Below are 19,984 nucleotides of genomic sequence, written 5' to 3' on the forward strand. Positions count from 1 at the left end.
TCAAATTCCAGCCCTTTTGATGTGTATTACAAACGAAAAAGCAGTTCACTCGCTATATTTGAACTCCGTTCTTTTTTCTTCAAAAAATACCTTGCACTTCTTCACTTCTTCATCATAAGCAGCAAAGAGTTCCTCTATTTCCCAATCACTATAACTATAGTTTGATTTGTTGCTTAGATTTGCGAGTAGGTTCATTAATGAAAAAATCTTCTCCACTCTGGCAATTGATAGCTTCTTAAAAGATACTTCCTTACTGTTATTTGTGTCAGAATTGGAATACTTGAATTCCTGTTTTAGATTAGCTGCTTTTATAGTAAAAGGACTAGTAAACAGTTCCTTTATTTCTTCGCCTTTTTGTTCTAATGCGCCAAAAAGTTCTTCAATATCTGATTTTGAAAAACTGTATTTTGATTTATCGCTTTGATTTCTCAGTATATTTAATATTGAAAAGACCTTTGTCATTCGAGCTGCAGACAATCTTCTAAATTTATCATTTCTAGTTTCCATAAATCCTCCGGGCATTCTTGTCCATTTCTCTTTATTATATTTTATATCATAGAGAGATATTTTTCAAATATTGCATTTAACTGTTGACCTGTATATTTATAGGTAGTATAATATGCAATATAGGAGAATATTCTCCGTATATAATATTGCATAAGGAGGTGATGTTATGTACAATGAATTTTTAAATTTTCTTAGTGTAGCGACAGGCGAACAACGCAAAGCTTTTCGGAGAAAAGCTAACCAAGTAACAGGAAATGTGACAATCGACGAAGATGTCACACCTATTATAGAAGCCCTGAAAAAAATACTTAGAACTTAAGACAGCCTAAAGAGTTTATACACGGAGAATATATCCTATATATAATATTTTATGAGGAGGAGATTTTATGTACAATGAACTTGTTAATTTTCTTAGTGTAGCGACAGTCGCACAACGCAAAGCTTTTCGGAGAAAAACTAACCAAGTAACAGGAGATGTGACAATCGACGAAGATGTCGAGTCTATTATAGAAGCCCTGATAAAATACGTAGGACTTAAGACAGTCCAAAGAGTTTATGCATGAAGAATATATCCTATATATAGTATTCTATAAGGAGGTGATACTATGCACAATGACCTTGTTTATTTTCTTAGTATAGCGACAGTCGCACAACGCAAAGCTTTTCGGAGAAAAACTAACCAAGTAACAGGAGATGTGACAATCGACGAAGATGTCGAGTCTATTATAGAAGCCCTGATAAAATACGTAGGACTTAAGACAGTCCAAAGAGTTTATGCACGGAGACTTGCATACGCTTCTAAACTACGCCATTATAAAGATGGTACAACAATGATGGAAGATATTTTAGCTGGCAAGACAAATCGTCCAGCTAGTGACTATATCTAAGTAAGAGGGAGGTATCCACCTCCCTCTTATCTTTAATGGACTTCAAAGAGATTCGGTAGTTATGATAATACCTATCTAGGTATCATAGATGATAGGGGATGACCTTTATGCCTTAGTACTAGGTTAGTAGATGCCTAAGATTCGCGAATGAAGGGAAGCTTTCTATTTTTTTGATGAGCCCACTTCTATCCTTGGCATTGGTGGAACTAATAAATAAGTCCACTGGTTGCCACCTCACTAAACTTTAAAAGTTATGCCACCAAGCCCTTCCAAGTTTGGCGCTTACAATTCACGAATAATAGGCAGGCGCCCTTTGTCCAAGCCTAGCTCCCACTACAAGCCGGGGGCTTTTTTTGTTATAATAGAGAAGACAAAGTTATGAAAGGAGTCCCCGTTTTATATGAAAGAAATCCAATGTCCCCATTGCGGGACCCACTTTACCATTAATGAAACCCAATATAGCGAGTTGCTAGCCCAGGTACGGACGGCCGAATTCGATGTCGAAGTGCAGGCTCGCCTCCATCAGGCCCTAGACTTGGCCGAGCAACGCTATCAGAACCAGGAGCAGGCTTTGCGGGCCCAAAAGGACCAGGAACTAAGCCAACTGCAACATCAAATCCAACAATTTGAAACCGAGAAGGCCCTGATTCAAAAGGAAACCGAGACCGCCCTCCAGGGCCAGTTGACGGCCAAGGACCAGGCCATTCAAGCCCTGGAATTCCAACTCAAGCAGGCCCAGTTGGAGCACCAACAAGCCCTGCAAACGGCCAAGACTCAGTTGGAGAAGGAGCGCGATGCGGTTGCCAACCAGCTGGCCTTACAGGAGAAGGAAGCCCAGCTGTCCCGCAAGGCGGATCAAGAGAAGTACGAATTGGAGCTACGTAAGAAGGACGAAACCATTGAGTTTTACAAGGACTTCAAGGCCAAGCAGTCCACCAAGATGATTGGCGAGAGCCTGGAGCAGCACTGCGAGTACGAATTCAACCGCAACCGCATGGGCATGTTTCCCAAGGCCCAGTTCGGCAAGGACAATGATGCCCGGACGGGTTCCAAGGGAGACTATATCTACCGCGAGTATGACGACCAGGGTGTCGAAATCCTCTCCATTATGTTTGAGATGAAGAACGAAGGCGACGAGACCGCCAGCAAGAAGAAGAATGAACAATTCTTCAAGGAGTTAGACAAGGACCGGCGGGAGAAGGGCTGCGAGTATGCCATTTTGGTCAGCCTGCTTGAAGCCGACAATGAGCTCTATAATAGCGGAATCGTGGATGTGTCCTATGTCTACGACAAGATGTATGTCATTCGGCCCCAATTCTTCCTGCCTATGATTACCCTCCTGCGCAATGCGGCCATGAATGCCCTCCATTACAAGCAGGAACTGGCCCAGATGCGGGAGCAGAATATTGACATTACCCATTTTGAAGAAGACCTTAACGCCTTCAAACTAGCCTTCGCCAAAAACTATAACTCAGCCAGCAACAACTTCGCCAAAGCCATCGAGGAAATCGACAAGGCCATCAAGCGGATGGAGGCCGTCAAGACGGCCCTGCTGACTAGCGAGAACCAGCTGCGCCTAGCCAACAACAAGCTAGACGATGTCAGCGTTAAGAAGCTGACCCGCAAGAACCCAACCATGAAGGCCAAATTCCATGCCTTGGACCAAGCCAAGGATCAGACAGAGGAGGGATAAGGTGTTGGAAGGACTCAGAAGTTTGGGGGCAGTCAAGATTGACCTAGCTACTATCGCCGAAGATAGCGTGGAACTACGGCTCTTGCCCCATTTAGTGCCAGACAGCCGGCAGGTCAGCCAGGACTATCTGGACCAAATACTCAACCAACTCTACAAGGTCGGCGATTGGTATGCTTATGCCCAGACCGTCCTTCAGTCCGAGGATGCCACTTACGGCTACCTCAAGACTCTCTACATTGCCTGGGCACCGGGCCAGGAACCTGGCCGTCTAGGTCTGGCCTTCCAAGTGCCAAGCGACCCGGCCGGGCGAGGCATGGTCTTGACGACCGAGCCTCTGGAGCTAGAAGCCTATGGCAACCTGGCCTACCTCAAGGACTATCTGAAGGGAGGGGACTAAGATGGCTACCAGTCCGGATTATCTAGCCTTTATCCTAGACCTTTGCCAGCATGACCAGGGGGTTACCAGTAGGGCCATGATGGGCGAGTACCTGCTCTACTATCAAGGCAAATTAGTGGGCGGACTCTACGATAACCGCTTGCTAGTCAAGCCGGTGCCTGCCGCCCTATCCTATCTAGCCAAAGAAGCCGATGTCCTTCCTTATCCGGGTGCCAAGCCCATGATTGAGGTGGAGGATCTAGAGGAATCAGGCTATGTCCTGGCTTTGTTTGAAGCCATGTGGCCTGAATTACCGGCCCCCAAGCCTAAGAAAAAGTCAAAGGAGGACAAGACATGATTCAATTAGTAGAAGCAGCTCAAGACCGCTCACAACTAGTAGCCAAGGTCTTGGCCGACCTACCTGAATGGTTTGGTTTGCCAGACTCCACCCAGGAATACATTGACCAGGCCAACGACCGGGTCTGTTTTCAAGCAGGGGAGGGCTGGGGCTTTATCACCCTCCAAGAAACTTCCCCTGTCTGTCTGGAAATTCACTGCATGGGCGTCCTCAAGGCCCATCAAGGCCAGGGCTTAGGGCGACAACTTATGGCTGCGGCTGAAGACTATGCTATCAGCCAGGGCTATCATTATCTGCAGGTCAAGACCGTGGCCCCGGGACACTATGAGGCCTATGATGCCACTAATGCCTTCTACCAGGCCTGTGGCTACGAGGCCATTGAAGTCTTCCCGGATCTCTGGGATGAATGGAATCCCTGCTTACTTCGACTCAAGTATCTCAAGACTAATTAATCCATAGAATCAAGAACTCTATTGCTTACTTCAACTCAAATGCTTAAATGCTAATTAATCAATACGAGGTGACTATCATGAGAGAAAGTAAAACTTACTCTGTCCTATTAGTAGAAGCAGGTCAAGATCGCTCACAACTAGTGGCCAAGGTCTTAGCCGACCTGCCTGAATGGTTTGGTTTGCCAGACTCCACCCAGGAATACATTGACCAGGCCAACGACCGGGTCTGTTTTCAAGCAGGGGAGGGCTGGGGCTTTATCACCCTCCAAGAAACTTCCCCTGTCTGTCTGGAAATTCACTGCATGGGCGTCCTCAAGGCCCATCAAGGCCAGGGCTTAGGGCGACAACTTATGGCTGCGGCTGAAGACTATGCTATCAGCCAGGGCTATCATTATCTGCAGGTCAAGACGGTAGCGCCCGGTTACTATGAGGCTTATGATGCCACCAATGCCTTCTACCAGGCTTGTGGCTACGAGGCCATTGAAGTCTTCCCAGATCTCTGGGATGAATGGAATCCCTGCTTACTTCGACTCAAATATCTCAAGACTAATTAATCCATAGAATCAAGAACTCTATTGCTTACTTCAACTCAAATGCTTAAATGCTAATGAATCAATACGAGGTGACTATCATGAGAGAAAGTAAAACTTACTCTGTCCTATTAGTAGAAGCAGGTCAAGATCGCTCACAACTAGTGGCCAAGGTCTTAGCCGACCTGCCTGAATGGTTTGGTTTGCCAGACTCCACCCAGGAATACATTGACCAGGCCAACGACCGGGTCTGTTTTCAAGCAGGGGAGGGCTGGGGCTTTATCACCCTCCAAGAAACTTCCCCTGTCTGTCTGGAAATTCACTGCATGGGCGTCCTCAAGGCCCATCAGGGCCAGGGACTAGGCCGCCAGCTCATGGCGGTGGCTGAAGACTATGCTATCAGCCAGGGCTATCATTATCTGCAGGTCAAGACGGTGGCCCCGGGACACTATGAGGCTTATGATGCCACCAATGCCTTCTACCAGGCTTGTGGCTACGAGGCCATTGAAGTCTTCCCAGATCTCTGGGATGAATGGAATCCCTGCTTACTTCGACTCAAGTATCTCAAGATCAATCAATAAAATGAGGTGAATGCCATGTTAGAAACCAAACGCGTTTCAGTTTTAGAAATTTTTTATGATTTTGTTTTTGTTACCGGCCTATTCACGCTGCTCTATATGTTAGCAGATATCACCAAGTATCCTCTGGAGACCAACCTGATCTGGCGTTTTGCCCTGACCCTGTCGGTCATCCTCTATATCTGGTTCAGCCAAGCCGATTACAACAATCGTTACTTGAAGGAAGGGCCCCTGGACTATGTCTGTCATTTCTTCGATATGACCGTTTTCCTCTTCCTCTTTAAAGGCAATACGGCTTCTTGGAAGGATAGCTGGGTCCTCTTGTCAGCGTGTCTGGCCTTCCTCAGCCTCAGTCTGGCCCTACGTTACGGCCTTCAATGGCTCAAGGCCCAGGATGACCAGAACAAATACTTTGCTGCTAGCCATGCCTTGATTTTCTTGGCTCAAGGGGGCTTGCTCCTGCTGGGCACCAAGTTGCCTTATGAATGGGGCGTCGCTGCTTTGGTAGTAGCAATTCTAGCTGGCTGGTTAGCGCCATTTTACTTTTTGCGTGACCGCCAAGTGCCAGCCCTTGACTTCGACCGATTGAAGGACCGCACTTCACTCATGACCATGATGTACTCAGCCGGCTTGGTTGTCCTCAGCTTGGGTACCTTCCTATCTCTGGAGACGACCACCTTACTAGGTCTTATCCTCATTGCCTGCCTCATTCTCCACTATAAGGTTCAAATCGACCGGGTGCCGCAAGGGGCTGACCAGTCAGCTGCTGGTTTTATTTACAGCCACTATGTGATTATGATTGGCTTGAGTCTTGTTATTATTGCCTTGGGTGGCTTTATGACCCCTTATGTGCGCATCAGTCATATTGTGGGCCTAAGCTATACCGGCCTGGCTGTTTACTATCTGGGCATTCTCTTACTAAGCTTTAAGAGAAAGCCTGAATTCTTGGGTGGCTTTGCTACATGGAAAATCTATCTGCCTCTCTTAGTGGGCTGGATCCTATCATTGCGTTCACCTGCCACAGACGACGTGGAATTGGTTCGTCTAGTAGTGGTAGTTGGCTTGATTTTTGCCGGCCAAGTATACTTGCTTAAGAAGCCGGAACAAGAGCCAGTGCCCGTCTTAGAAGGGGCACCAGTTGAGAGCGACCAAGGCCAAGCACTAGAGGCGGCTGAAGAAACGCCTGTAAGAGAAGTGCCTGAAGAAGTAGCACTTGAAATTGAACCTTCTAAATCAGAAGTTACTACAAGAGAAGTGCCGTCAGACCCTACACCTGAATCCCAAGGCCAAGCAGACCCACCAGCTGAAAGTCCAGCTCCAAGCCAAGACTAATCCTTAGCAAGACCCGCACGAAAGGAGGCCACTATGGCGCGTATATTGATTATCGAAGACAACCAGGACATCCATGCCCTGATTAAGCAGTCCCTGGGCCAGGAACATGAACTGGTTTCAGCCTTTGCCGGGACAGAGGGCTTGCTTTACTGTCAGTCCCAGCCGGTGGACCTGGTCCTGCTGGACTATATGTTGCCAGGCATGAATGGCCAGGCTGTCCTGGAGGCCATCCGGGCCTTTAGTCAGGTGCCGGTCATTATGCTGACGGCCTTGGGGGACAAGAAGCTGATTAGTCAGATGTTGCTAGCCGGGGCCAATGACTACATGGTCAAGCCCTTCGACTTCGAGGAACTCTATGCTCGGGTAGCCGTCCAGTTGCGGACAGCCGGCCATGAGGCGGGCGCTAGCAGTCAGCCAAGCCAGGCGACCACCCATCTAGGCCAGTTGCAACTCCAGGCCGATAGCTTTGAAATCAGTCGGGAGGGCCAAGCGGTTCGTCTGTCTAAAAAGGAATTTGGCATTCTAACTATTTTGCTAGGCGAGCCCCAGCGGATTTTTACCAAGGAGCTGCTCTATGAATTAGTCTGGCAGGATGTCTTCATTCCGGGCGACAATACCCTCAACACCCACCTGTCCAACCTGCGCAAGAAAATCAGCCAGCTGGATGATAGCCAGGATTATATTGAGACGGTCTGGGGCCTAGGGGTTCGCCTAGCTCAAGGCGTCCGGCCAGGAGGGGAGGCGACCTAATGTTAGGAATTAGCTTGGGCCTAGGCCTCTGTCTCCTGGGGACCATCCTCTATTTATTTCATCAAAGCTACACCGTCCGCCAGCTAACCCGGCAGATTGAGACCAAACGCCAGACCAAATCCCAAGGGCGCCTGCGTCTCAGTCAGCAGAGTCGAACTTTAGTGGACTTGAGCCAGGCTATCCAAGAAGTCTTCGAGGACCAGGAAGCCGAGCGAATCACCAGCCAACAGGAGCGGCGGGATTTGGACCAGGCCATCAGCAATATTGCCCATGATATCCGGACCCCGCTCACCATTGCGTCGGGTTATACCCAGCAAGCTCTTAAGCAGGTCAAAGCCCAAGAGCTACCCGATGTCCAGGCCTTGGAAAAGGTCCACCAGCAACTCAAGCAGGTCTCGGGCCGGCTTGAGGCCCTCTTGGACTATCGCCGGGTCTTGGAGCACGAGGTCAAGCCCAGCTTTGCGCGCGTGGATGTCCATCAGCTCTTGTTGGAGACGGCCTTGACCTACTATGAAGCCTTCCAAAGGGCGGGACTTAGGGTCGACTTGGACCTGGCGCCAGGTCCTATCTGGCTAGAAACCGACCCAGAACTCCTGGTGAGGGTCTTGCAGAACCTGCTAGGCAACTTGCTTAAACATGGTAAGGGTCAGGGCCGAATTAGCCTGAGCCTCCAAGCGGACCAGCTGCAAATTGGCCTTGATAACCAAATGGCCCAGCCCATCCAACAAGTCCGCTACTTGACCAAGCGCTTCTATTCAGAGAACCTGTCAGAAGTCGAGTCTTCTTCAGGCCTGGGGCTTTATATTAGTCAGCAAGTGGTCCAATTATTAGGTGGAAGCCTTCTATTGAGTAGTAAGAATCTAGATTTTTCTGTAATAATTTTACTCCCTAAATAATAGGATATATAGATTTACATTAACTATAATGGAGATGCACATATGTCACTGATAAATACGATTGAGAATAAAATTAAAGAGCTGAGCGGAGGTGAATTTCAGAAACTAGGTGACGCTTTTTTAGCGAAGAAGTTTCCGGGCTATAAACTTAACGCATTAGGATCACAAGAAGGAACAAATAAGCCTACAAAAGGAATTCCAGATACTTATTTAGTACTTCCGAATGGTAAGCAAATTTTTGTGATGTATGGGACTCATTCACAAGTAGAAAAGAAAATATCGGGGGATATTAAGTCTGTAAAGGAAGAGATTGAAAAGCTCGGCTTAGGTACTGAACAGATAGAAAAAATAATATGTTGTCATACGAGCTCAAATATTGGGCCTGAAAAGAAAGCAAAATTTGAAGAAGAGGCAAGCCCTTTTGAATTAGAATTGATTGGTATCAATGAGATTGCATATACGTTATACTCAAATATTGGTTATCATTACATTGCTAGAGATATTTTAGGGGTGAGTGAATCTACTGATCAAGTATGGGATATTGAAAGTTTCATAAAAATACATGATCATAGTAAAACTAATGCACCTATTTCAAATGATTATTTAGGTGGGAGCGTAGACAATTATGTATCTATAATAGAATCGGATGTTCAAGTTTTGCTAATAGCTGACAATGCTGGAGTGGGCAAAACAAGATTGGGAATTGAAATATGTAAGGAACTGGAGAAAAAAGGATACATTGTACTATGTATAAAAAGCAACGGACAGGCGACTTATCAAGACCTTAAGAGATTTATTGACGGAGGCAAAGATACAGTAGTTTTCATGGATGATGTCAATTTGGTATTGGATTATGAGGCAGTTATTTCATTACTAAATATTGATGAAAAAATAAAATTTATCGTAACCTGTAGATCTTATTCCAGAGAATCTATTGAGTCATATCTTAAGAAATATCAATATATGAAAATCTCTGTAAAAGAACTGGGGTTAGATGAAAGAAAAGATTTAATTAGGCAGTTTTCGGACGACAATATTCATTCAAAGACTATTCAAGATCTTATTGAGGCCGGACAAAACAACCCTCGATTATTGGTTTTGGCAGCAATTTTATCGAAAAAAGATAAATCGAAGACTTACGCGAATCATTATGAAATATTAAGGGATTACTATGAAGATATTTTATTGTCAAATGAAATAGATTCTGAAGACTTAGATATCTTGTTCATTGTTTATTTTTTGTATAGGCTTAAGTATAAGGATAGAAAAGAAAATTTAGTTTATTCTGAATTAGCAAAGTTACTTCAAGTGAATGATCTAGAGGTAGAAGGTCGAATCAAAGGACTCCATAATAAAGAGCTCATTGATGTTCATAATGACTGCATTTGCAAGATTGCGGATCAAACCTTAGGTGATTATGTAGTAATCAAGTACTTGAGTACTAGAAAAAATGATATTATCCGCCTATTTGAAATATTATATAGCATCGATAGGAAGCGTTTTGTAGAAATACTAGCTCAGTCTCAAACATATTATGAAGAAGAAGAATTTTGGAATGCCGTTCAGAAGGGAGCGGCCACTTACTACTCCAAAATACCGAATGATGATTGTGAGGTTCGAGAAGAATTTCTGTTGTCTTTTGGTTCTTTGGTACCGAATGAAACAATCAAATTTGTTCATGAAGCTATATTGCAGGCGAATGACGAGATATTACCAGTTCCTATATCTATTGAGCAGATATCAAATAAGAATAATCCAGTTCACGATAAACTACTCATACTTTTAAGCACATTAATTGAGACTGATCACATTAAGATCTCGTTGCAACTCTTATTTGGATACTTAAGTCATAAGCCAAGTATAATTGATCAGGTTTTTAATTTATTAGTCAATTGTTTTAACTATTTCCTAAAGAATGGCGGATACTATTATTTTATGGAAGAAGCCATGGAAATCTTATGTAAGGCTATCAATCTTGATATAAAAAATATAATGAGCCTCAATGTCGTTGTGTACGAAGATTTTTTAAAGCTGCGTCGCGAAAGTGCTATTTTTATAGAAAATTATTTTTCTCATACTACTTACACTTTTCCTGACAATGAGGTTCTCATAGGGTATAGAGAAACAATGTTAGAAAATCTGAGTAATATATATATATCGGGGGACTTAGAACATAGAAAATACATTATCAATATGCTGCTAAACTATAGTGTAGACAGTAAACAATATCTAGAATCTCATTCTAAGATGATTAAATCTGATTTGGCGAAGATAAGAAGTGCATTTTTCTGTGAGATGCAAAATCTTTCTGTATTAGAAGAGAAGGCACTATATCAATTATCTGAGTTAGCCAATCAAATTGGTAGCAAAGCTTTTGAAGGATATGAAGTTTCAGAGCGTCAAAAGGTTTACGGCATTATTTCGTCGCGTAGTTTAGCATATCCATATAAGCCTATACATGAGGAAGAGATCGTCAGGATTGCAAATGAATATGAGGAAGAATGGGAACCATTTTTCGTAAATCTAAAGCTAATAACCGATGTAGATGAAAAGCTCTCTGGTAATAATGTTGAACATGTGTTGTATAATCTATATAAAAATTTGCCGTTTTTAGAACAATGTATATTTATCCAAGCTATGTTAAAATCAAATTATAGGCCATTCGGATTCCACCCGTCCGACTTTTTACGTGAAGTTTCCCCTCTTAACTATAGCGTCCTATTAAGTTTTATACCAGATTTTCATAAAAGTGAATGGCGGTTAGCAACTCTCATAATGGCAAAAGAGATTACAAAAGAACAATATGACAGCCTTATTGAGCTATTGAAGGATTATTCAGTCCCATTGTACTATTCGATTACATCTTTTTTGAAATTTGAAGAGTTCTGTCCGGGTTTTCTATCGAAAGGTATTTTGAAATCTGATTCTGAATATTTTTGGATACCAAATTATATACGTGAAGAAGAGGCTAAACAAATAGTAAAAGTTATTAATTATGACATCTTGGAGAGTCTCTATTTTTCGAATCTAGATAAACCTATAGATGAATCTTGCTCCTTACTTGGCTTATTGATTGAACATAATCTAAGCTTTGGACTTGAAGTACTTAAGGAACTATATAGAAACAAGACTCTTAACGGACAAATATTGGAGAGCATTCTTTACCGACTAAAAAATTATGAGTTCTTTGATGAATTAATTATGAGGTTTGCTCTTTATATTATAAGAGAGGGCGATTTAGTATTTTACTATAGTAATTCGTGTTTGAAAGAGCTATTAAAGAATAGGCAGGATTTAATACAGGAACTATTAAGTAGATCTTCGGATGAAGAAGAGTTTATAAAAGTAATTAATATAGGTACTGAAGTTTTAGATCCAAATGATATGATAGGTGCATATAATCTCATGAAAGATAGGGGATACGGTCTATCAACGTACATGAAGATTCATTTTCATAAGTATTTTACTAGTGGGATTGGAAGCCAAATTCCGGTGTTAGAAAAACAAATTAGCCGACTAGAGATAATCAGATACATATTTTCTGATGATATTAGATATATTAATCTTGTAAGTCGAATTGATGAATTAATAGGTGCTTTTCAAGATGAAATTTTACTCGAAAAGGAAAGAGAATTCTAACTAGCGATAATAGAGTGTTGATAAATTGAAGCCTATGCAAGTAGATATGAATATTATGAATAAAAAGAAGCTAGGACCTACATCCTAGCTTCTTTTATTATAAGTCACGTCTTTTGAAAATCTGGTAACCTAGGCAGCCGAAGATGGTACTTAGGACTAGCGAAAGGCCCACGGCCAGGGCTAGGTTGGGGTCTGATAGGAGGGCGAAGTTGGCTTGCACATCGACGTAGCGCAGCCAGGTGATTTTTGGCAGGAGCAGGGCTAGGTAGTTGGTAGAAGGGCCAACTAAGAAGAAAAAGACCAGACTGATGGGGATGGAGTGGGTCAAGTGGAGGAGGGTCAGGATGACGGCTACCCAGAATTGGATGAAGAGCCATTGGAGCAGAAGGACTTGGACTCCTTGTCCAAGCACCTCGGGACTTAGGCCCGACATATCCAGGAAGAGGCTGGCGTATAGATAGCGGGTGCTGGTGTAGAGGAAGAGGTTGAAGCCGGTTAAGAGGAAAATCATCAGCCATTTATTGAAGTAGTAGCTGAAGCGGGAAATGCCGGCGGATAGAGAATTTTTATAGAGTTGGTGGTTGAGTTCAGGCCCCACCAAGTAGAGGGTCAAAAAGAGCATAAAGATCTGAATACCAGCTCCGCTTTCAATGGCCTGGCTGACGGCGGTCAAGCCGTCCAATCTCAGCTGCTCCAAGCCCTCGGCACCGCTGACTCCTTGGAGGCCCGAGATAAACTTGAGGACGGTAGGATGAGCTAGGAGGACAATGAGGAAGTTGAAGGCCAGGAGCAGGATTTCCATGGTCCAGAAACCCTTAGAACGAAGCAGACGACGGAAATCGGCTTTAAGAATGGCTAACATGGTGAGCATCCTCCTCGTGAATCAATTGGGTGAAGTAGTTTTCTAGGTTCTGTTTAGCATAATAAATCTCATCTAGGGCCACTTGGCCTTGGACCAGGGCGGTATTAACGGCCGACAACTGGTTGGCAGGCGCAAAGACATGGATTTCACCCGTTTCGGCCACCACCTTGAAGGGATAGCTGAAGTGGCTTTCTAGCAGGCGGCTGGCAGCTTCCACCGCATGGGTCTTGAGGACAATATAGTCTTCGGACAGGCTATCGAATTCGGTCTTGGAGATTTCCTTAATTAGCCGTCCGTCTTTGATAAAGCCAAAGCGGTTGGCCAGTTGCTGGAGCTCGCTTAGGATGTGGCTGGAAATAATCATGGTCATGCCTAACTCGCGGTTGAGGCGGAGGAGGAGGGCACGCAAGTCGCTAATGCCGATGGGGTCTAGGCCATTGACCGGCTCATCCAAAATGAGCAGGTCGGGCTTGGCCAAGATAGCCAGACCGATGGCCAGGCGTTGCTTCATGCCCAGAGAGAAGTCCTTGAAGGGCTTGCGGCCGGCATTCTGGAGGTCAATCAATTCTAGGGTCTCCTGAATGACTTGCTCGGCTTGGGGCAGGCAGAGGAGGGTGGCTTGGTAGCGCAAGTTCTCGTAGGCCGACAGATTAGGAAAGGCGGCTGGTGACTCGATGACGGCACCCACCCGAGTCAGGGCCTGGCTCCACTCCCGGTCGCTGCTAGAGTCGAAGAGGGAGACGGTGCCTGAAGTAGGGTGAATGAGTCTGGTGATAAGCTTGAGTAGGGTCGTCTTACCGGCCCCGTTTTGGCCGATTAAGCCGTAGATGTCGCCTTCTTCTAGGCTGAGGCTGACCTGGGTCAGGGCCGGGCCAGAGGCATAGTTTTTAGTTAGGGACTGGGTGGTCAGGATGGGGGTCATGTTGAACACGTCCTTTCTGCTAATGTGGAGCTTGGCTCCTTGATAATTCTTAGTATAGGACCTAAAAATCAAATATCTCTCAAGCAATTCTAAAGTATTTCTAAAGTTTTGTCGAGAGGCTACAACTTGCCATGGGGGCAGGCCTATGCTAGAATAGTTAGCATGATAACTATTGACGGAGGGATGCCAATGGAAGGTTGTATCCATGACACGGTGGTCTTCAGCCATCGTCTTAAAAATCAAGCCCAGAACCTAGCCAAGGAAGCCGGGATGGACTGGTTAGCTGGACCCCAAGGGCGGGTAGTGACCTATCTCTTCCACCACCAAGAGCGACCGGTTACCATGATGGAAGTAGCAGAGAAAATGAAAATCTCCAAGCCGGTGGCTAGCCAACTCTTCAAGCGTATGGAGAAGAATCAGCTGATTGACATTAAGCCTGATTCCCGCGACAAGCGGCGCAAGTATGTGACCCTGACCGAGCAAGGCCTGGTCAAGCAAGCCCAGGTCGATCATTTCTTAAAAACCATCCACGACCAATTGCTGGAAGGACTCAGTGAGCAAGATCTAGCGGTCTTCCATCGAGTAATTCGCCAATTGACACAAAATCTGGAACATATTGAATACAAAGGAGTAGACCATGTTTAAATTAATTAAGCGACTCAGCGCCCGTGAATGGGGGATGGTGGGTCTTACCGTGGCCTTCATCTTCCTAGCCGTCTACTTGGACTTAGAAGTTCCAAGTTATATGAAGGAAGTGGCCACACTCTTACAAACACCAGGCGTGGGCCTAGATCAGTTAATGGGTCCAGGAGCCCTCATGTTGGGCCTATCCCTAGCTAGTTTCGCCAGCCTAGTCATGGTGGGCTTCCTAGCCGCCCGTCTAGCCGCTAGCTATACCACCCGTTTGCGGTCGGACATCTATAGCCAAGTCCTCAGCTATTCAGATGCTGAAATCAAGCGTTTCAGTATTCCCTCTCTCTTGACCCGGACCACTAATGACATCAGCCAGATTCAGTTGCTGATTACCATGGGCCTCCAGGTCATCGTTCGCGGTCCCATTATGGCTATTTGGGCCATGACCAAGATTGTGGGCAAGTCCGAGGCCTGGCTTTGGGCAGTGGGGGTAGCGATCTTAATCATCATTTTAATGACTGTAGTCCTCATGACCTTGGCCTTTCCTAAGCAAGCGGTCATTCAGAAATTAACTGATAAGCTCAATGCCGTTACCCGCGAGAGTCTGATGGGGATTCGGGTCATTCGGGCCTACAATGCGGAGGACTACCAAGATGCTAAGTTCGAAGCCACTAACAATGAAGTGACCCGACTCAACCTCTTCGTTAACAACCTCATGGCTATCTTCAACCCTATTATGTCGGGGATTTCCTCAGGTTTGACCCTGGCCATCTATTGGATCGGGGCCTATCTCATTGCCTCCGCTAACTTATTTGATAAAGTTGGTCTCTTCAGTGAAATGATTGTCTTCATGTCCTACGCTATGCAGATTGTCATCGGCTTCCTCTTGATGGGGATTATCTTCTTCATCCTGCCCCGTAGCTTGGTGGCAGCGGGCCGAATCAATCAAGTCCTAGAACTAGAGCCAAGCATTCATTCACCAGACCAAGGCCAGTCTCCAGACCCAAGTCTCAAGGGCCAAGTCACCTTCCAAAATGTGACCTTCCGCTATGCCCAAGAAGCCGAGCCGGTCATCCAAGACGTGTCCTTCCAGGCTCAAGCTGGTCAAACCGTGGCCTTTATCGGCTCAACCGGTTCAGGTAAATCCACCCTGGTTAACTTGATTCCACGCTTCTACGATGTGTCAGAAGGCCAGATTCTGGTCGACGGCGTCAACGTGGCCGACTACGACTTGACTGAACTGCGCAAGCGGGTAGGTTACATTCCTCAAAAGGCCGTCCTCTTCTCAGGCGACATCCAGTCCAACCTGGATATGGGGGAAAGCTTAGAAAGCCCACTGACGGAAGCCAAGATGTGGCAGGCCCTTGAATTGGCTCAAGCTAAGGACTTTGTAGAGGCCAAGGAAGGCGGCCTAGCCGAGCATGTGGCTCAGGGCGGGACCAACTTCTCGGGTGGTCAACGCCAACGTCTGGCCATTGCCCGGGCTCTGGCACGTAAGCCAGAAATCTTAATCTTTGACGATTCCTTCTCAGCCTTGGACTATAAGACCGACCGTATCTTGCGTGAGGCCTTGACCAAGGAGACGGCCCACATGACTAAGTTGATTGTGGCTCAACGGATTTCCACCATTATGGAGGCTGACTTGATTCTGGTCCTAGACCAAGGTCGAGTGGTCGGCCAGGGGACCCACAAGGAATTGCTCAAGGACAACGCAGTCTATCGCGAAATTGCTTACTCTCAATTATCCAAGGAGGAATTAGAAGATGGCCAATAAGACATCCAAACCATCCCTCTTTAAGGGAATCAAACCTTATATTCAAGGCTTTCAACTGCCCTTGGTCTTGGCTCTGATTGGGGCGACCATTTTCAGTATGATTACGGTCTATGGGCCACGTAAGTTGGAAGAAATGACCAACCTGATTGGCCAAGGCATGTCAGGCAATATGGACCTCAAGGCCATTTCAGCTGTGGGCTTCTTGCTAGCCGGGCTCTATGCCTTTGGGGCGGTGATTAACTACCTACAAGGCTTCATTATCACCACCATGATTCAGCGTCTGTCCCAGCGGCTGCGCCGGGCTATCGCGACTAAGATTAACCGTCTACCCTTGGCCTACTTCGATAGTCACTCCCAAGGGGATACCCTGTCACGGGTGACCAACGATGTGGATACTGTCGGCCAATCCCTTAACCAGAGTCTGGCCAATGTGATTTCTTCGGTCATCATGATTATCGCGGTTCTGATTATGATGTTCACCGCCAATGTCATCCTATCGCTAGTGACGGTGGTTTCCGTCTTCGTGGGCTTTATCCTGATTATGTTTATCGGCATGCGGGCCCAAGCCTTCTTCAAGGCCCAACAAGTCAACTTGGCGGCCGTCAATGGCTTCGTAGAGGAAACTTATTCAGGTCACAATGTGGTCACTAGCTACAATGCTGTGCCTGAGTCTCTGGCCCAGTTCGCCAAGCTCAATGGCCAACTCCATGACAGCATCTGGAAGTCTCAATTTATCTCGGGCATTATGATGCCGCTTATGATTTTCATTGGGAACTTCGCCTACGTCCTGGTTATTATCGTTGGGGCTATCTTGGCCTTGCAGGAGGGCAGTGGCGTGACCATGGGGACCATCGTGGCCTTTATGGTCTATGTGCGGATCTTCGGTCAACCCATTTCCCAACTGGCCCAAGGCATGACCTCCTTGCAACAAGCGGGGGCGGCCATGAGTCGGGTCTCCGAATTCCTTAATGAAGAAGAAATGGCGGATGACCACCAACTGCCACAGGCCTTGACCGACATTAAGGGGCAGGTCACCTTCGACCAGGTCACCTTTGGTTATTGGCCTGATCAAACCATCATTAATGACTTTACGGCCCAAGCCCGCCCTGGTAAGAAGATTGCCATTGTAGGGCCGACTGGGGCAGGTAAGACCACCATTGTTAACCTGCTTATGAAGTTCTATGAAATCAACCAGGGGACCATCGCCATTGATGGCGTGGACCTGGCCCAAATGAAACGGTCGGAAGTCCATGATGCCTTCGCCATGGTCCTACAGGACACCTGGCTCTTTGAAGGGACCATCAAGGAAAACTTGATCTTCAACCAGACTGGCATTAGTGACGACCAGGTGGTCGAGGCGGCCAAGGCGGCCGGCGTCCACCACTATATTATGACCCTGCCTAAGGCTTACGATACGGTCCTGGATGACACGGTCACCTTGTCGGTCGGGCAAAAGCAGCTCATGACCATTGCCCGCGCCTTGCTTAAGGATGCACCACTGCTGATCTTGGACGAGGCCACTTCTTCGGTGGATACCCGGACCGAAGAGCTGATTCAACAGGCCATGGATACCCTTATGGAAGGGCGGACTTCCTTCGTCATCGCCCACCGTCTGTCGACTATTAAAAATGCCGACTATATCCTGGTCATGCAGGAAGGTCGCATTATCGAACAAGGTAACCACCAGGAGCTCATGGCTCAAGGCGGCTTCTATGCTGACCTCTATAACAGCCAGTTCGATAAGAATTCTAGTGGCATGGACTTTGAAGAGCTCTTGGCTTAAAGGCCACTAAAAATAGCTACAGGTCTTCTGTTCGATTCTTCCAAAAAGGCTACGAAGCAAATAGCTGAAGTAAAGGACTTGGTTCTCTATTGTGCGGGACCTGGTCACTTGTTGGTATAGAGAATGACTTGCCCCTAGTAAATGCTAAGACCTATCAAGCAAACTACACCAATGAGTGGGGTGTTTATCATACCTACCGCCTTTTAAAAAATATCACAGGTATGTGGTGCTTGCAGGAGATTGCGCGTCTAACAGATTACCAATTTTCCTATCAGGAAATGGCAGAGCAAGCAGCAAGCCTACATGCCTTTTTACAAGAAATCGACCTGAACCATGATCGTTTTAACAACCCTAAAAACATGATTGAGGAGATTCAAGCCGCCTGCCGTGAAAGTGGGCAGCCTATACCGAAGACTGTGGGAGAATTAGTCATGTGTGTCTATTCTAACCTAGCTCATATTTATGCTAGGGAGTTGAAGAAATTGGAAGACTTAAGTGGCAAGACGATTGATTACCTTCATGTAGTGGGTGGAGGTTCTAACGTGAGCTTGCTCAATCAGTTAACTGCCAATCTCATTGGGAAAGAAGTCATTGCAGGGCCGGGAGAGGCTACTGCGATTGGAAATATTCTGGTACAAATGATTAGTGTTGGAGAATTTGAGAATCTCTCGCAAGCTCGTCACTGGCTAGCGTCATCTAGTAGTTTTGAATGTTACAGACCGCAAATTTAAGGAGAAAAACATGAACGAATTACAAATTAAACAAGCCTATCAAGTTGCTAAAGAACGCTATGCAGCAATCGGTATTAATACCGATAACGCCCTCGAAAGGCTTCAAAATATTAAGATTTCTGTACACTGTTGGCAAGGCGATGACGTACGAGGCTTCCTTACACCGGATGGTGAACTGACGGGGGGCATCATGTCAACGGGGAATTACCCAGGTGCTGCTAAAACACCAGATCAGCTGCGCCAAGACTTGGAAAAGGCCTATAGCTTGATTCCTGGGCGACACAAGCTAAATCTGCATGCCATTTATCTGGATACAGATGAGAAAGTGGATTTGAATCAAATTGAACCAAAGCACTTTGAAAAATGGGTAGCGTGGGCTAAGGAGCAGGGTGTGGGGCTTGATTTTAATCCTACCTTCTTCTCGCATCCTATGATGAAGGATGGGCTGACTTTGTCACACCCCGACAAAGAAGTGCGTGACTATTGGATTGAACATGGGAAGCGAAGTCGAAAGATTGCTGCATACATGGGGAGAGAATTGAATCAAGTCTGTTACAACAATTTTTGGGTGCCAGATGGATATAAGGACAATCCGATTGATCGCCTAACTCCTCGTAAACGCTTGATGGAGTCTCTTGACGAAATCTTCTCTGAACAACTGGATGAAGCTTGTACTCAAGATACGGTCGAAAGTAAGTTGTTTGGTATCGGTGCGGAAGCTTATACAGTCGGCTCCCATGAATTCTATATGGGCTATGGCCTAACGCGAGACAAAATGATTCTTCTAGACGCAGGACATTTTCATCCAACTGAAGTAATCTCAAATAAATTATCTTCACTTGCCTTGTTTGGGAAAGGTCTTATGCTACATGTATCTCGTCCAGTGCGTTGGGATTCAGATCACGTGGTGATTATGGACGACGAGTTGCAAGATATTGCTAAAGAACTAGTACGTAATGACTTGTTGGATAAGACAGTAATTGGCTTAGACTTCTTTGATGCTACAATTAATCGGATTGCTGCCTGGGTAATTGGTAGCCGTAATACTCAAAAAGCTCTCTTAAAAGCCTTGCTTGAGCCAACAGCTGACTTGAAGGCTATGGAGAATCATTTTGACTTTACCGGTCGTTTGGCTTATACGGAGGAGCTGAAAGACTTCCCTTATGCAGATGTTTGGAATTATTTCTGCTTGCAAAACAAGGTCCCAGTAGGTCTGGATTGGTTAGACGATGTCCGTCAATACGAAAAAGAAGTATTAAGTAAACGAAACTAGAAAAGAGG

21 protein-coding genes are annotated in these 19,984 nt (G+C 45.8%); 18 read left to right on the forward strand and 3 right to left on the reverse strand.

All coding sequences use genetic code 11. The features are described from left to right. Window positions 1-45 precede the first annotated feature (45 nt). A complete protein-coding gene (locus V7R82_RS02795; protein WP_338543259.1) occupies window positions 46-507 on the reverse strand; it encodes a hypothetical protein in 462 nt (153 codons plus the stop codon). A gap of 166 nt (window positions 508-673) precedes the next feature. On the opposite strand from V7R82_RS02795, the gene V7R82_RS02800 reads away from it, so the two are divergent. From V7R82_RS02800 to V7R82_RS02860, 13 genes are all read left to right on the forward strand, one after another. Further along, a complete protein-coding gene (locus V7R82_RS02800) occupies window positions 674-826 on the forward strand; it encodes a hypothetical protein (RefSeq protein WP_338543260.1) in 153 nt (50 codons plus the stop codon). A gap of 67 nt (window positions 827-893) precedes the next feature. Continuing rightward, complete coding sequence (locus tag V7R82_RS02805) at window positions 894-1,070, forward strand: hypothetical protein (protein WP_338543261.1); 177 nt, start codon at window positions 894-896, stop codon at window positions 1,068-1,070. A 42-nt stretch (window positions 1,071-1,112) separates the two neighbouring features. Further along, window positions 1,113-1,394: a hypothetical protein gene (locus V7R82_RS02810; protein WP_338543263.1), complete on the forward strand. Its 282-nt coding sequence runs from the start codon at window positions 1,113-1,115 to the stop codon at window positions 1,392-1,394. Between the two features lie 400 nt (window positions 1,395-1,794). Continuing rightward, the gene (locus tag V7R82_RS02815) at window positions 1,795-3,087 is read left to right on the forward strand and encodes a DUF2130 domain-containing protein (protein ID WP_338543264.1); all 1,293 of its coding nucleotides are present in this window, start codon (window positions 1,795-1,797) and stop codon (window positions 3,085-3,087) included. Between the two features lies 1 nt (window position 3,088). After that, window positions 3,089-3,484, forward strand: a complete 396-nt coding sequence (locus V7R82_RS02820; protein ID WP_298077103.1) for a hypothetical protein — start codon at window positions 3,089-3,091, stop codon at window positions 3,482-3,484. A gap of 1 nt (window position 3,485) precedes the next feature. Continuing rightward, the gene (locus tag V7R82_RS02825; RefSeq protein ID WP_338543267.1) at window positions 3,486-3,821 is read left to right on the forward strand and encodes a competence protein TfoX; all 336 of its coding nucleotides are present in this window, start codon (window positions 3,486-3,488) and stop codon (window positions 3,819-3,821) included. Then, entirely contained in the window at window positions 3,818-4,273 is a 456-nt protein-coding gene (locus tag V7R82_RS02830) for a GNAT family N-acetyltransferase (protein WP_338543269.1), read from the forward strand. The genes V7R82_RS02825 and V7R82_RS02830 overlap by 4 nt, the downstream gene beginning before the upstream one ends. 77 nt (window positions 4,274-4,350) lie before the next feature. Beyond that, the gene (locus V7R82_RS02835; protein ID WP_338543270.1) at window positions 4,351-4,827 is read left to right on the forward strand and encodes a GNAT family N-acetyltransferase; all 477 of its coding nucleotides are present in this window, start codon (window positions 4,351-4,353) and stop codon (window positions 4,825-4,827) included. A gap of 77 nt (window positions 4,828-4,904) precedes the next feature. Continuing rightward, window positions 4,905-5,384 carry a GNAT family N-acetyltransferase gene (locus V7R82_RS02840; RefSeq protein WP_338543272.1) on the forward strand — a complete coding sequence of 160 codons (480 nt, stop codon included), beginning with the start codon at window positions 4,905-4,907 and terminating at the stop codon, window positions 5,382-5,384. Between the two features lie 15 nt (window positions 5,385-5,399). Continuing rightward, complete coding sequence (locus tag V7R82_RS02845; protein ID WP_338543273.1) at window positions 5,400-6,713, forward strand: low temperature requirement protein A; 1,314 nt, start codon at window positions 5,400-5,402, stop codon at window positions 6,711-6,713. A gap of 33 nt (window positions 6,714-6,746) precedes the next feature. Continuing rightward, complete coding sequence (locus V7R82_RS02850) at window positions 6,747-7,463, forward strand: response regulator transcription factor (protein WP_338543275.1); 717 nt, start codon at window positions 6,747-6,749, stop codon at window positions 7,461-7,463. Continuing rightward, window positions 7,463-8,359, forward strand: a complete 897-nt coding sequence (locus tag V7R82_RS02855) for a HAMP domain-containing sensor histidine kinase (RefSeq protein ID WP_338543277.1) — start codon at window positions 7,463-7,465, stop codon at window positions 8,357-8,359. The genes V7R82_RS02850 and V7R82_RS02855 overlap by 1 nt, the downstream gene beginning before the upstream one ends. 42 nt (window positions 8,360-8,401) lie before the next feature. Further along, window positions 8,402-11,998 carry a hypothetical protein gene (locus tag V7R82_RS02860; RefSeq protein WP_338543279.1) on the forward strand — a complete coding sequence of 1,199 codons (3,597 nt, stop codon included), beginning with the start codon at window positions 8,402-8,404 and terminating at the stop codon, window positions 11,996-11,998. A gap of 97 nt (window positions 11,999-12,095) precedes the next feature. On the opposite strand, the gene V7R82_RS02865 is transcribed toward V7R82_RS02860, so the two are convergent. Further along, entirely contained in the window at window positions 12,096-12,860 is a 765-nt protein-coding gene (locus tag V7R82_RS02865) for a hypothetical protein (RefSeq protein WP_338543280.1), read from the reverse strand. Next, entirely contained in the window at window positions 12,844-13,782 is a 939-nt protein-coding gene (locus V7R82_RS02870) for an ATP-binding cassette domain-containing protein (RefSeq protein WP_338543282.1), read from the reverse strand. Before V7R82_RS02870 ends, V7R82_RS02865 begins: the two co-directional genes overlap by 17 nt. Window positions 13,783-13,971: 189 nt before the next feature. Here V7R82_RS02870 and V7R82_RS02875 point away from each other — a divergent pair, with 189 nt between their 5' ends. The 5 genes from V7R82_RS02875 to rhaA all read left to right on the forward strand — a co-directional run bounded on the left by V7R82_RS02875 (window position 13,972) and on the right by rhaA (window position 19,976). Beyond that, complete coding sequence (locus V7R82_RS02875) at window positions 13,972-14,427, forward strand: MarR family winged helix-turn-helix transcriptional regulator (protein WP_338543284.1); 456 nt, start codon at window positions 13,972-13,974, stop codon at window positions 14,425-14,427. Further along, window positions 14,420-16,189: an ABC transporter ATP-binding protein gene (locus tag V7R82_RS02880; RefSeq protein WP_338543286.1), complete on the forward strand. Its 1,770-nt coding sequence runs from the start codon at window positions 14,420-14,422 to the stop codon at window positions 16,187-16,189. The genes V7R82_RS02875 and V7R82_RS02880 overlap by 8 nt, the downstream gene beginning before the upstream one ends. Then, a complete protein-coding gene (locus V7R82_RS02885) occupies window positions 16,179-17,972 on the forward strand; it encodes an ABC transporter ATP-binding protein (RefSeq protein WP_338543287.1) in 1,794 nt (597 codons plus the stop codon). The genes V7R82_RS02880 and V7R82_RS02885 overlap by 11 nt, the downstream gene beginning before the upstream one ends. Before the next feature lie 128 nt (window positions 17,973-18,100). Continuing rightward, complete coding sequence (locus tag V7R82_RS02890) at window positions 18,101-18,703, forward strand: FGGY-family carbohydrate kinase (RefSeq protein ID WP_338543288.1); 603 nt, start codon at window positions 18,101-18,103, stop codon at window positions 18,701-18,703. Window positions 18,704-18,713: 10 nt separating this feature from the next. Then, window positions 18,714-19,976: an L-rhamnose isomerase gene (gene rhaA, locus V7R82_RS02895; RefSeq protein ID WP_070755894.1), complete on the forward strand. Its 1,263-nt coding sequence runs from the start codon at window positions 18,714-18,716 to the stop codon at window positions 19,974-19,976. The last annotated feature ends 8 nt before the right edge of the window (window positions 19,977-19,984 follow it).

The organism is Abiotrophia defectiva ATCC 49176 (genome assembly GCF_037041345.1).
Taxonomy (GTDB): Bacteria; Bacillota; Bacilli; order Lactobacillales; family Aerococcaceae; genus Abiotrophia.